The 13,038-nt window shown below is 69.3% G+C and carries 11 protein-coding genes; 1 reads left to right on the top strand and 10 read right to left on the bottom strand.

Translation table 11 applies throughout. From position 1 onward, the window contains the following. Window positions 1–11 precede the first annotated feature (11 nt). From GM672_RS11215 to GM672_RS11205, 3 genes are read right to left on the bottom strand one after another with little or no spacing between them, the layout of a single operon-like run. The gene (locus GM672_RS11215) at window positions 12–1,580 is read right to left on the bottom strand and encodes an FGGY-family carbohydrate kinase (RefSeq protein WP_170300021.1); all 1,569 of its coding nucleotides are present in this window, start codon (window positions 1,578–1,580) and stop codon (window positions 12–14) included. Continuing rightward, entirely contained in the window at window positions 1,573–3,192 is a 1,620-nt protein-coding gene (locus GM672_RS11210) for a glycerol-3-phosphate dehydrogenase/oxidase (protein WP_155470621.1), read from the bottom strand. The genes GM672_RS11215 and GM672_RS11210 overlap by 8 nt, the downstream gene beginning before the upstream one ends. After that, window positions 3,189–4,814, bottom strand: a complete 1,626-nt coding sequence (locus tag GM672_RS11205; RefSeq protein ID WP_155470620.1) for an FAD-binding oxidoreductase — start codon at window positions 4,812–4,814, stop codon at window positions 3,189–3,191. The genes GM672_RS11210 and GM672_RS11205 overlap by 4 nt, the downstream gene beginning before the upstream one ends. Window positions 4,815–4,907: 93 nt before the next feature. On the opposite strand from GM672_RS11205, the gene GM672_RS11200 reads away from it, so the two are divergent. Further along, window positions 4,908–5,978, top strand: a complete 1,071-nt coding sequence (locus GM672_RS11200; RefSeq protein WP_155470619.1) for an AraC family transcriptional regulator — start codon at window positions 4,908–4,910, stop codon at window positions 5,976–5,978. A 3-nt stretch (window positions 5,979–5,981) separates the two neighbouring features. On the opposite strand, the gene GM672_RS11195 is transcribed toward GM672_RS11200, so the two are convergent. From GM672_RS11195 to GM672_RS11170, 7 genes are all read right to left on the bottom strand, one after another. Further along, window positions 5,982–6,413, bottom strand: a complete 432-nt coding sequence (locus GM672_RS11195) for a hypothetical protein (RefSeq protein WP_155470618.1) — start codon at window positions 6,411–6,413, stop codon at window positions 5,982–5,984. Continuing rightward, complete coding sequence (locus GM672_RS11190; RefSeq protein WP_155470617.1) at window positions 6,410–6,964, bottom strand: SRPBCC family protein; 555 nt, start codon at window positions 6,962–6,964, stop codon at window positions 6,410–6,412. The genes GM672_RS11195 and GM672_RS11190 overlap by 4 nt, the downstream gene beginning before the upstream one ends. Window positions 6,965–7,008: 44 nt before the next feature. Next, window positions 7,009–7,476: a hypothetical protein gene (locus tag GM672_RS11185; RefSeq protein WP_155470616.1), complete on the bottom strand. Its 468-nt coding sequence runs from the start codon at window positions 7,474–7,476 to the stop codon at window positions 7,009–7,011. 26 nt (window positions 7,477–7,502) lie between these two features. After that, window positions 7,503–8,957, bottom strand: coding sequence for a cytochrome P450 (locus tag GM672_RS11180; protein WP_155470615.1), 1,455 nt, complete (start codon window positions 8,955–8,957; stop codon window positions 7,503–7,505). Beyond that, the gene (locus GM672_RS11175) at window positions 8,957–11,776 is read right to left on the bottom strand and encodes a M16 family metallopeptidase (protein ID WP_155470614.1); all 2,820 of its coding nucleotides are present in this window, start codon (window positions 11,774–11,776) and stop codon (window positions 8,957–8,959) included. The genes GM672_RS11180 and GM672_RS11175 overlap by 1 nt, the downstream gene beginning before the upstream one ends. A gap of 155 nt (window positions 11,777–11,931) precedes the next feature. Then, on the bottom strand, window positions 11,932–12,057 hold the full coding sequence (locus GM672_RS29550) for a hypothetical protein (protein WP_260098569.1): 126 nt from the start codon (window positions 12,055–12,057) through the stop codon (window positions 11,932–11,934). Between the two features lie 287 nt (window positions 12,058–12,344). After that, window positions 12,345–13,038: cupin-like domain-containing protein (locus tag GM672_RS11170; protein WP_155470613.1), on the bottom strand; the 694-nt coding region annotated here is incomplete at its 5' end.

The raw sequence follows: 13,038 nt of genomic DNA, 5'->3' as shown, positions 1-13,038 counted from the left end.
CTCGAGGACTGCTAGCTGCCGTCGCGCCTGGGGTAGCCCGTGATGTCGGCGATCTCGCCATACAGCGGCTGCAGCTGGCGGTACATCTTCAGGTAGACGCGCCGGTACAGCTGGTCGTAGACGCGGCGGTTGGCGTCGATGGGGTGGAACTGGCGGCCCGGGCGCGTCATCGCGGCCAGCGCCGTGGCGAAGTCCGGATGCAGCCTGGCGCCGACGGCGCCGGCGATGGCCGCGCCCAATCCAGAGGTTTCGTAGACGTGGGCGCGCACCGCGGGCAGGCCGAAGATATCGGCCGTCAGCTGCATGGCCGCGTCGCTTTGCGAGCCGCCGCCGGCCACGCGCAGTTGCGTGATGGGCGTGCCGCCGCGCCGCTCGATGCGTTCCCTGCCCTCGCGCAGCGCGTAGGCCAGGCCTTCGAGGATGGCGCGGTAGATGTGCGCGCGCGTGTGCACGTCGCCGAAGCCGATCACGGCGCCTTTCGCTTCCGGGCCCGGCACGCGTACGCCGGGGCTCCAGTAGGGCTGCAGCATGAGGCCCATCGAACCGGGCGGTACCGCGTCGACCAGCGCGTCGAACAGTGCTTCCGGCGCCAGCCCCTGCTCGCCCGCCAGCGCCTGTTCGCGGTCGCCGAACTGCTCCTTGAACCAGTTCACCATCCAGTAGCCCCGGAAGATCTGCACCTCGGTGCTGTAGGCATCCGGTACGGCGGCGGGATACGGCGGGATGAACGGCGTCACCTCAACGTACTTGCTCCCCGTCGTGCTGATGGTGGCCGTGGTGCCGTAGCTGAGGCATGCCACGTGCGGCGCCAGGCAGCCGGCCCCCAGCGCCTCGCAGGCCTTGTCCGCCGCCGCCGCGATGACGGGCAGCCCGGCGGGAATGCCGGTGGCCCCGGCCGCCGCCGCCGTCACGGTGCCGATCGGCGTGCCCGGCGCCACCAGCTCGGGCAGCATGTCCGGCCGGATCGCCAGCGCCTGCCATTTCCAGTCGCGCGCGCCGGCCCACCGGTGGCGCCGGTAGTCGAACGGCACATAGGCCACCTGCGAACCGGTCGAGTCGGCGTAGCGTCCCGTCAGGCAGAAGTTCAGGTAGCCCGACAGCAGCAGGAACTTGTGCGTGCGCCGCCAGACGTCGGGCTGGCGCGCGGCGATCCAGTTGATCTCGGCCTCGCGCTGGAAGTAGGCGATGGTGCCGGCCACCCGCGCCAGCCGGAACGCGGCGCGCCACCATGGCGTCAGCGGCGGCACCTGGTCCGTTCTGCGCTGGTCCAGCCACGTGATGGCCGGGCGCAGCGGCTTGCCGTTGTCGTCGACATTGACGACGGTGCCCCGCTGCGTCGTCACGGCCACGGCGGCCACGCGTTGGCGCAGCGCGGGCTCGCCGGACCACAGCCTTTGGCACGCGATGCCGACGGCCTGCCAGTAGCCTTCGGCGCTGTGCTCGGCCCAGCCGGGATGGTCGGAATAATAGGCCTGCAGGTGCACCTGCGCTTTCGCCACCAGTTCGCCGCGCAGGTCGAACAGCAGCGCGCGCACGCTCTGGGTGCCGTTGTCGATGGACAGGATCAGCGCTTCAGGCACTGGCACGCTCCCCGCCGTCCCGACCCGGCAGGCTGTAATGGCGGGCGACCAGGGCCAGGTAGGCGGCCGCTTCGGCGCGCCAGCGCGTGTCGTCCCACCCCAGTTCGTGCTGGCACACGGCGCGCACCTTGGGCAGCAGGTGGGCGCCGCCATCGGCCACCAGGATGCCGATGCGGGTTCGGCGCAGCAGCAGGTCGTCCAGGCGCTGCACGGCTTCGTGCCGGGCGGCCCAGCGCAGTTCGGCCCAGCAGGTCAGGGTGCCGGGAACAAGGGCCAGTTCGCCCGGCAGCGCCGCGTCGACCAGTGCCTTCGCCCGCGCGCCATGGCGGCCTTGCAGCCGGCGCGCCTGGCCCGGCGCCAGCCGCCGGTCGAACGGCAGGGGCGGCGGCGGCGCGAACACGGGGAGCGGCGCCAGCGTGTCCTGCCATTTCGGCAGCAGCGGGCGCGCCGCCTTCAGGGCGTCCAGCGCGATGACGCGAAACGTCGTCAGCTTGCCGCCCGTGACGGTCAGCAGGCCGTCCTCCAGCCACAGCGCATGATCGCGCGCCTCCTTCGACGGGTCGGCCTGGCCGGAATCGAGCACGGGCCGCACGCCGGCAAAGGTGGCGACGATATCGTCCTGGCCCAGCGCCAGTGCCGGGAACTGGCAATGCAGGGCCGCCAGCAGGTAGTCCACCTCGGCTTGCGTGATGGACGCCTCGGCCGCCATGTCGCCGGCGTGATCCAGGTCGGTGGTGCCAACAAGGGTGGCGCCCTCCCACGGGAAGGCGAACACGGGCCGGCCGTCGTGCGGGTGCATCAGGCTCACGGCCTGCGCCAGCGGCAGGCGCCAGGCCGGCAGCACCAGGTGGCTGCCGCGCAGGGGCCGCAGCCGGCGCCCGGGTGCCGCCGGCGCACCGGCGCGCAAGCCGTCGGCCCAGGCGCCCGTGGCGTTGATGGTCACGCGCGCCGTCACCGCGTGCTCGCTGCCAGTCAGTGCATCGCGCAGCAGCGCCCCGCTGACCCGCCCGTCGGCATGCCGCAAGGCCTGCACGCGCAGGTAGTTGACTGCCACGCCACCGTGGGCCTGGGCTTCGGCCAGCACGCGCAGCACCAGCCGGGCGTCGTCCGTCTGGGCATCCGTGTAGCAGATGCCGCCGCGCAGGCGGGTGTCATCGATATGGGGCGCCAGCGCGAGGAAGGCGTCGCGCTCGAAATAATGCCGTGGCGGCTTTCGCTGCCCCGCCATGCGGTCGTAGATGGCAAGACCCAGCAGGAAGGAGCGCCGGCTTGGCTTCCTGCCGGCATAGTCGCCGAAGGCAAAGCTTTGCGGCTCGACCAGCCCGGGTGCGTCGCGCAGCAGGCTTTCCCGTTCGCGCACGGATTCGCGCGTCAGCGCGAAGTGGCCTTCCTTCAGGTAGCGCAGGCCGCCGTGCACCAGCTTCGACGAGCGGCTCGACGTGCCCCAGGCGAAGTCGCGCTGCTCCACCAGCAGCGCCGACAGGCCCCGCCGCGCCGCCTCCAGCAGGATACCGGCCCCGGTGATGCCGCCGCCCACGACCAGCACGTCCCACGGACGCGCCAACAGCGCCGCCATGCCGGCGCGCCCGTCCGGCTGCCAGTGTGTCGTCATCGGACCGCCTCGCCGTCGGCCACCAGCTTGCCGGGATTGAGCAGGCCGTCCGGATCGAAATGGCGCAGCACGGCGCGAATGGCGGCCATGCCTCCGGCGCCCTTTTCCGCTTCCAGCCAGGGCGCGTGATCGAGCCCGACGCCATGCTGGTGGCTGATGGTGCCGCCACTGGCGACGATGGCCTGGCTGACGGCGTTTTTCAAGGTGCGCCAGCGCGCCAGGTCTTCCTCGTAATCGCCCGCCAGCCGGTAGACGAAGGTGCTGTACACGCTGGCCCCCTGCGGATACAGGTGCGACAGGTGGGTGTAGGCGTGCACCCTCTCGCCGTATTGCGCCAGTGCGTCGGCCGCCGCCGCCTCGACGGCATCCATGGTGGCGCCGACCCGGGGCCAGTCCACCGCCGTCTCCACCGTATCGATGGCATAGCCGTGCTGCCATGCGGCGTTGCGCAGGTAGACATTGCGAAAGCGTCCCTGACGCCACTTCTCGCCCAGCTTGCGCCCCACGTGCACGCCGCGATACTGCCGGCACGTGCCCAGCGCCGTGCGCATGGCGGCCCGGGCCCCGTCGCGCGTGCCGCTGGCGCCCAGCAGCAGCATGCACTTGCCGTCGCCGCAGCCGCGCAGGCGCAGCCACCGTTCCAGCAGTGCCACCAGCCTGCGGTGGCCGGCCAGGGCCAGCATCGTCACCGTCTCGACCGGGTTGGACAGGCGCAGCAGCGACAGCCCGGGACGCGACTGCGCCAGCGCGCGGGCGGCGCGGGCGCCGTCCGCCCAACTGGCGAAGAACACGGCGTGGAAGGCTTCATACTCGGGCGCCATCGTCACGCGCACGGTGGCTTGCGTGATGATGCCGACCCGCCCCTCCGAGCCCAGCACGATCTCGCGCAGGTCGGTACCGGCCGCCGAGGCGGGGAACGGCGGGATCTCCAGGGTGCCGCGCGGCGTTTCCACCCTGCCGCCGGCGAACAGCTGCTCGATGCGGCCGTAGCGCAACGACTGCTGGCCGGAGGACCGGGTGGCGATCCAGCCACCCAGGGTCGAGTACTCGAAGGACTGGGGATAGTGGCCCAGCACATAGCCGTGGGCGCGCAGCTGCGCTTCCAGGTCCGGCCCGAACACGCCGGCGCCGAAGGTGGCCAGCTGGGCCTCGCGGTCCAGGTGCAGCATGCCGGCCAGCCGCGCCAGCGATACCGTCAGCACGGGCCGGGGCGAGGCCTGCGCCGTCACGTGGCCGGCCACGCTGGTGCCGCCGCCGTGGGCGATCAGGCTCACGCCCCGCGCTGCGGCCCAGTCCAGCAGGATGCGCACGTCCTCGCCGCTTTCCGGAAAGGCCACGCCGTCCGGCGCCGTGCCGATGCGCCCGTAACGCAGCCGCAGCCAGTCCGGCAGGCTCTGGCCCAGCGCGTGGCGCAGCCGCGTCGGCGCGTCCGTGGCAAGCGCGATATGCGCCGGCAGGCCGGTCGCTTGCAGGCGCGAAGGGGCCAGGCTGGCGCAGGCGGCGTCAAACGGGGCATCGGCGAACGGCGCCCCGCTGCCGATGCGCCCCGCCAGGAAGCCCAGCGCGTCGTCGTGCAGCGCATATGCGACGCTTTCGTCGCCCCAGCCATTCCACCTTCGCATTGCTACGCTCCCCACCGTGACCCGGCGCTATACTGGCGTTCATCGCCGATGTCGGCAGATTACGTTGACGCCCTCGCCCGGTCTTGCGCTTTCATGACAACTGCCTTGCTCGATCATGCCATCTGCATTCCCGCCCGCCCGAATCATCCGGGCCGGGTCGCCGGTTCCTACCTGCAGCCCTTGCTGGAAGCGGCCGCCGCGCGCGGCGTCGGCGCCGCCGCCCTGGCCCGTGGTGCAGGGCTGGCCGCCGATGCCCTCGACCCGCTGCCGGCGCGCCTGCCCGCCGCCGACTACGTTCGCCTGCTCGATGCGGGCGCCGAGCTGGGGAACGATCCCCACTTCGGCCTGCACGTGGGCGAGCGGGTCAAGCTGGGCACCTTCAGCGCCTATGGGCTGATCCTGCTCAGTTGCCGGGATTTCGGCCAGGCCTTCGCCCAGACCCTGCGCTACGAAGCGCTGGCGCACGACCTGGGCCGTTCGACCCTGACGGTGCAGGGCGACGTGGCCGCGTACAGCTGGCACAGCCACTATCCGCCGCGCCACCGGCACCTGGCCGACAGCGTGTTCGCCGGCATCCGCGTGTTCGGCAACTGGCTGGCCGGCACCAGCCTGCCGGCGCCCAGCCTGGCGCTGATGCACGACGGCGGCGACCCGGCCGGCCACGAGGAATACCGCCGCGTGTTCGGCAGTGTGCCGGCCTTCGGCGCGGCCACCAACACGGCCTGCTTCGACGCTGCCCTGCTGGCCTGCCCGGTGCCGAATGCCGACGTCAGCCTGTATCCCGTATTGCAGACGCATGCCGAGCGGCTGCTGCGCCAGCACACGCCCGAGCCGGACCTGGCCGCGCAGGTGCATGCGGCCATCGTTGCCGGCCTGCCCCATGGCGAAGCGCGGCTGGCAGCGGTGGCGCGGCAGTTGCGCATGACGCCGCGCACCTTGCAGCGCAAGCTGGCCGGTGCCGGCGCCAGCTTCCAGCAGATCCTGGACCAGGCCCGCTTCGCGCTGGCGCGCGACTACCTGGCGCGCGGCCTGTCGCTGCTGGAAATCACCTCGCTTTTGGGCTACCAGGAACAGAGCGCCTTCAACCACGCTTTCCGCGACTGGGCCGGCATCAATCCCGGCGCGTGGCGCGAACGGTCGGCGCCCGGCACGCGCGGGCTGTAGGCGTCAGATCCAGTCGCCCTTGACCCGCACGAGCGGGCCGATGCAGGCGCGCGTGTCGGCCCGCTGGCACATGAGGAACTGGTCGCCAGACGGGTGGAACAGGATGAAGGTGGCGATGGCGTGGCCCGGCGCCGTGACCTGGCCCGAGCAATCGCGCTTGCCGTTGTCCTTGACGATGCGGTTGACGGTGCGATAAAAGCCTGCTGCGTCGGGCTGGTCGGCGATCTCGAAGCGGGTCTCGGCCACTTCCTCGGCGCTGGTGATCAATGCCGTGCCGTCGGCGCGGATACGGTAGGTTTCGGCGCAGGCCTGCTCCGGCAGTTCCAGGCGCCACACGCCGACGATGGGGTGGTCGGCCCGCAGCGGCGCGGCCAGCGCAAGCGCCGGCACCATTGCCGCGACGGCGAGCATGCCGGCCAGGCGGCGCGGCGTCATGCCGGCGCTCCCACCGGCGCCGGCTTGCCCTCGGCCGCCGCCTTCAACTGGCGCAGGCCTGTGTCGAAGTCCTTGCCCACCATCCGGTCCATGCTGACGAATACGCCCAGCAGCTTCGTGATGAAGGGCGACGGCCCGGACATGGTCCAAGTCACCGTTGTGCCGTTCGGCCCCGGCTCCAGCTCGAACACGGTGCGGCTGCGCGAGGCGAAGGGCTTGATGAAATCCAGTTCGATCTCGATCCGGCCCGGTGCGCGGTCTTCCACGATCTCCATGCGCCCTTCGCCCACCTCGTCGTTGCCGGCCCACGCGTAGACGGCGCCCTTGCCGCGCGGCGCGCCGGAGTAGGTGCGGCGCATGGCCGGATCGAGCCGCTCCCATGGCGACCAGGCGGACCACTGGTGGAAGTCGTTGAGGTAGCTGGAAATCTTCTCGGGGGGCGCGTCGATGACGACGCTGCGCCGTACTTCGAAGGCATTCGGCTGCATCAGCGCGAGCGCGACGATGACGGCGGCAATCACGACAAAACCCAACAGGACTTTTTTCAGCATGGTGGTTTCCTCATTCGTTTTCCCGGCCGGCGCGCCACGGTGACTTACCTGGCCGGCCCGTCATGGCTGCGGATCGACACATGCTGCCACAGCAGGTCTTCGCCACCCGCGACGGGGTGGAGCACGTCGTAATTCGACCAGTCGGTGCCGCGCTGGTGCAGGGCGACCCTCTTCAGTGGCCGGCCCTGGTAGTGGAGCGCAGTGCCGCCCTCCTCTAGCAGGGCATTGAACGCGAGCCCGCCGGGAAAGCCGGCTGGCACGGCCACGCACCCTTGCGCACCCACGGATGCATCGGCGGCATGCTGCGCCAGGACGGCCTGCGCCTGGTCGGCCACTTCGCCGCCGGCGCCGGCCAGGGATTCCAGCGCCGCGCGCGGTATCAAGAGCGTGGCCCGCAGGTGGCTGTCGGTGACGGCGATGCACGGTGCCTCGGCCTGTACCGGCAGCTGGTATTGAAAGTGCTGCGCCTCGGCCGCCAGGGCGGGCCAGGCACAGGCGAGCAACAAAGTCATGAGCAATGAACGCATTCCCTCCCCTTTCACCGCGGCCGCAGCAGAACGGGCAGCACGCTGGGCGTCATCGTGAACGTGAAGCGTTCTTCCACCGGCGGGGCGGCCGTGTCGAGCTCGAGCCGGAAGCCCTTTGCCAGCATCGACAACACCATCTTCATCTCCGCCATGGCCAGGTAGCGCCCCGGGCAGAACCGGGGACCGCCGCCGAAAGGGAACAGCTTGCGGGCCGGGTCGTCGGCGCCGGCCGTGTCCGGGGCCAGCCACCGTTCGGGCTGGAACAGGCCCGGCTCCGTCAAGGTATTGTCGCGTTCGAAACTGTGGCGCAGCAGGGTGAAGATGGCCGTGCCGGCCGGAATCAGCACGTCGTCGATGACGATATCGGCGGTGGGCTCCAGGATCATGAACGGCGCCACGGGTTTCAGGCGCATGGCTTCGCGCAGCGCCGCGTCCAGGTAGGGCATGCTGTCGAGCTGGCGGTAGTCGCGCAGCACGGCGTCCTGTCCCAGCACCGTATCGGCCTCGCGCGCCACGGCTTGCGCCTGCTCCGGGTGGCGCACGAGGAAGTCCAGCAGCCAGGCAATGGTGTTCGACGTCGTGTCCTCGCCGGCAAAGACCGTCGTGATGGCGTTGCCGATCACGGCTTCGTCGGACAGGCCGGAATCGGGTTCGTCGCGCGCCGCCACCAGGGCTTCGAGCATGTTCGTCGGCTTGCGGCGCAGCTCCGGATTGGCCGCCATGCGTTCGCGCGCGCCGGCAATGAAGCCTGCGATCGCATCGCTGATGCGCTGGGCGGCAGCATCGGCCTCGCGGTCCACCGCCAGCCGGAACAGGCGCCAGTATGGCAACGCCGACGTGACCCGTTGCGAGATACGCAGGAACACCGTTTCGATATCGCGCTGCAGGGGATTATGCTCGTTCTGCAGGGTGTCGATATCGTAGCCCATCGCCAGGCCGATCGTCACATCCAGGGTCCAGGCCTTCAGGTCGCGCGCCACGTCGATCTTCTGCCCCCGCGCCGCGGCCTTGGCCCAGCGCTGGCGCAGCCGCTCCGTCAGTTCGACCAGGCGTGGGAAGAAGTTGTGCACCACTTCGGGCGTCAGCGCCCGCATCACCAGCTTGCGCTGCTGGCGCCAGTCGTCGCCCTCGGCACTGAAGATGCCCGGCGTGATGGTTTCTTCCAGGATGGCCGATGCGCGCGCGCCGCGCCGCACCAGGTCGGGCCGCTCGCGCATCAGCGCCGTCACGGCGGCCCGCTCCGAGGACACCACCAGGGAGCGGCCCAGGACCGTGAAACGGAACAGGGGGCCCAGTTCGCGCGCCCAGTTCTCCAGCGTGCGGTGGAAGTGGTCGCCGTCGAGCTGGCGCATATTGCCGATAATAGGTGCCCCCTTCGGCATCGGCAGTTCGTGCATGCTGCGCGTGGGCGGGCCGTCCAGGGTGGCCAGGCGCACGGCGGCGACGGGAAGATTTGCGCGGTCCATTATTTCGCCTCCGGATTCATCACGACCTGGACATAATTATTGAAATCGAAGTAACGCTGCGCCGCCGCCTTGACGTCGGCCGCGCTCAGGGTGGCCAGGCGCTTCTCGTAGTCGAGGATATTCGACAGCTCGTGGCCATACAGGACGGCGCCCTGCAATTGCGTCAGCCAGTAGCCGTTCTCGCCCAGCGCGCGGCGGTGGTTGTTGTCCCAGTTCTGCCTGACCTTGGCCAGGTCGCCCGGTTCGGGTCCGTTCTGCTGCAGCTTGCGCATTTCCGCGAACGTTGCGTCGATCACCTTCTGCACGTTCTCCGGCCCGCACGGCATGTTCAAGGTGATGTTGTAGTTCCCGTAGGGGATCTTGCCCAGGTTGCCGCTGGCGCCACCGCCATAGATCAGGCCCATCTTCTCGCGCAGCACTTCGGTCAGCTTGATATTGAGCACCTCGATGGCGGCGGCAAGGCGCATCTGTTCCATCTGCGAGTACGCTGCCTCGCCCGTGAACGTGATGGCGACGGCGCTCTTGGCCTCCTTGCCGCGCCTGACCTCCTTGCGTACGACGCCGCGTACGGGCCGGATGCCCAGGTCGCGGTAGCTCACGGCGATGTCCGGCGCCGGCAGGCTGGCCACGTAGGTCGCCAGCAGCGGCTTGATCTTCTCCACGTCGAAGCTGCCGACGAAGAAGAAGGTCCAGCCCTTGGCGCTGCCGAAACGCTCGCGGTAGAGCTGCTGGACCCGGTCCAGGCTGACCTGGTCGAAGTCCTCCGGACGCGGCAGGCCTGCCACGCGGGGGTGGTTGCCGTACAGCGCCAGCCGGATCGCGTTGGCATACTCCGCTTCGGGGCGGGCCTGGTTGTTGCGCGCCATGTCGCGCTGGCGGCCCACGAAAGAGCGGAACAGCACCTCGTCCCGGCGCGGGCTGGTCAGCTTCGCGTAGGTCAGCTGCAGCAGCGTTTCCAGGTCGTTGCTGCCGGCGTTGCCCGACACGTTTTCCGTCAGTTCGCCCATCGTCGCCGAGATGACGGCGCTGCGTCCGGCCAGCACCTTCTGCAGATCCGCCGGCGCGTAGTCCAGTATGCCCATCTGCGCCGTCAGCGCGCTGGCATAGCGCGCATTGAAGATATCGTCGTCGCCGAACAGGGACTGGCCGCCGAAGCGCGCGGCGCTCATCAGGATCTGGTCGTTACGGAAGTCGGTGGGTTTCAACATCACCTTCACGCCATTCGACAAGGTCAGCTCCGTCACGCCCAGCGCCTTGTGCTGCACTTCGGCGACGATGCTGCCGGCCACCGGCACCTGCGGCAGCAGCGTGGCAGCATAGGTTTTCCCTTCGCGCGCCGTGACGGCCGTGGTGCGGGCCTTGTCGACGGCGGCCAGCAGCTGGGCCGGTTCCGGCGCCGGCGGCTCCTTCAGGGCACCCATCAGGATTACCAGCTTCTTTTCGTCGGCCGGCAGGGCCGCGCGCACGGCCGCGTTGACTTCTTCCAGCGTGATGCCGGGCACCATGGCGTTGGCGTAATGGTATTCGTTCTCGATGCCGGGCATGGCCTCGCCCTGCAGGAAGTTGCGCAGGTACTCGGCGACGAAGCCGGCCGAATCGGACTTGTCCCGTTCGTTGTACATGCGCTCGTAGTTGCGCAGCATGGTCTTCTTGGCCCGTTCCAGTTCCGGCGCCGTGAAGCCGAACTGGCGCGCCCGCTCGCCTTCCTGCACCAGCGCATCGATGGCCGGCATGGCACCGCCCTTGCCCAACAGGGCCGACACGGCAAACGACCGGTAGCCCCGCACCACCTTGCCCATGCCGCTGCCGCCCTGGATGAACGGCGGGTCGGCCTGCTGCGTCAGCTCCATCATGCGCTGGCTCAGCATGCCGCCATACAGCTTCTCGACCAGTTCGGCGCGGTAGCCGCCCAAGGTGGTCGCTTCCACGTAGGGCTGGATCGGATAGCGGATATACAGCACGTCGGCCGGCGCCTCGGCGTCGCGCACCACCAGGCTTTCGTTCTGCTTGCGCTCGGGGATGGTGGCGTAGGTGCGCGGGCGCGCGTACTGCGGATTGGCCAGCTTGCCGAAATGGGACTTGACCAGTTTTTCCGCCTCGTTCGGGTCGATGTCGCCCACCACGATGACGGCCATCAGGTCGGGCCGGTACCAGTCGCGGTAGAAGCGGCGGATCGCATCGGGATGGAAGGTGCGCAGCACGTCAGCCTTGCCGATCGGCAGGCGCTCGGCGTAGCGCGAGCCGTTGAACAGTTTCGGATACAGTATCTTGTTCATGCGGTCGCTGGCGCCCTTGCCCAGGCGCAGTTCCTCCAGCACGATGCCACGCTCGCTGTCGATGTCGGCGTCATTGAACTTCAGGCCATGGGCCCAGTCTTCCAGCACCAGGAAGCCTTTTTCCACGACTTCCTTCTTGTCCGTCGGGATGGGCAGCACGTACACGGTTTCATCGAAGCTGGTATAGGCATTCAGGTCGCGCCCGAACTTGACGCCGGCCGACTGCAGGTAGTCGATCAGTTCATGGCGCTTGAAATGGGTGGAACCGTTGAAGGCCATGTGCTCGGTGAAGTGCGCCAGTCCGAGCTGGTCTTCGTCTTCCAGGATCGAGCCGGCCTTGACGACGAGGCGCAATTCCAGCTTCTTGGCGGGCCGGCCGTTCTTCTGGATATAGTAGGTCAACCCGTTCGGCAGCTTGCCCACCTTGACCAGCGGCGACAGCGGCAACGGTTGCTCGAGCGCCGGCAGTTCCGCGCCACGCGCCAGCAAGGTGCAGCTGAACAGGGTGACGAGCGCCGGCAGGCGCAGGGATGCGAATTTCATGAAATGGGGACGTAATGCGCCAGGTTGAAGGACAAGCCATGACGATACACCAGAAATTGTCACCTCTGCTACCTTCCCGCCGGCCCCGGAATGCGAAGGATCGCGTCGACGACCGGCTTGCACATTGCAAGCCTGATCGATACCGCAGGCCCGGCCTAGTCGGCCACGGGGCGCGCGGCCGGGCGGGTCGCCGCGCGGCCCACGTTGAAGAACACCAGCAGCCACGCCAGCGGCCCGGGCATCGCCGAGCTGCCCGGTGCACATGGTGGCGGGCGATCCATGCCTGGTGCGCGTCCTGCCCGAGCGCGAGCACTACTGCGAGATGTTCCTCGTCATGCACGGCGACCTGGCGCACGGCGCGCGAGCGCGCGCCGTGGCCGACGCCATCGTCGCTGCCGTGCTGTGATCAGGTCCCTAGGGAACCGCTGATTTATTCATGGCGGCGATCTGCGCCATGAGAAAACGCGCCCAGCTGCGCCACAAATGCCCCGCCATACCCCGGTATGACAGGGCATTTACGTCTTGCTGGACACGTTTTTCAAGACGAATCTCATCCACCAGCAATAAATCAGCGATTCCCCAGTGCCAGTGGCACGGCGCGCGCCCACCGGTTCGAGGACAGCGAGAACGTCAGCGAGCGCACCTGGTGGTACCAGCCGGCCGGCACGTACAGCATGTCGCCCGGCCCGACGGTGCAGTCGATGACGGCGGCCTGCCGCGCCAGCGGGAAGCGTTCGTAGTCCGGCGCTTCGGGATCGAACGGCGAGCCGAACAGGATGGCGTTCGCTTCGCTGGGGTACAGGAACTCGTCGTGGTGGGGCGGGGCCAGGCAGATGCGCTTGCTGCCCCACAGCTGGGCGAAGATGTTGTCGTCATAGTCGCAGTGCAGGGGCGTGACGGTCCCTGCGGGGCCCAGCCAGAAACGGGGCGGGCCCATCTTGTCGAAGAAATTCGGCCAGTGACACAGGCGGTTCAAGGCGCGCAGTTCCAGGTTGCCCAGGTACGGCGGCAGGCCTTGCGTGCCGGCGGCGACAAGGTCGAGGTAGGCCAGCAGCGACATGTCCTGCATGGCGCGGTCCGGCGCGAAGGCCGTACCAACGTAGTCGCCCACTCTCGCCCGCACGGGCAGGTCGCTGTAGTGCTCGCGCAGGCTTTGCACCGTCAGCGCCGCCAGCGGCCAGCGCGCCGCCGCGCCCCGCATCAGGAACGGCAGGCCTTGCGCCGCACGCGCGCGGAAGGCGGCCGCATCGAGCGCCCCGGTG

It is taken from the genome of Pseudoduganella buxea (assembly GCF_009720835.1).
GTDB lineage: Bacteria > Pseudomonadota > Gammaproteobacteria > Burkholderiales > Burkholderiaceae_D > Rugamonas > Rugamonas buxea.
The sequence above is the reverse complement of the archived record's forward strand: the minus strand, read 5'-3'. Positions and strand labels throughout refer to the sequence as shown.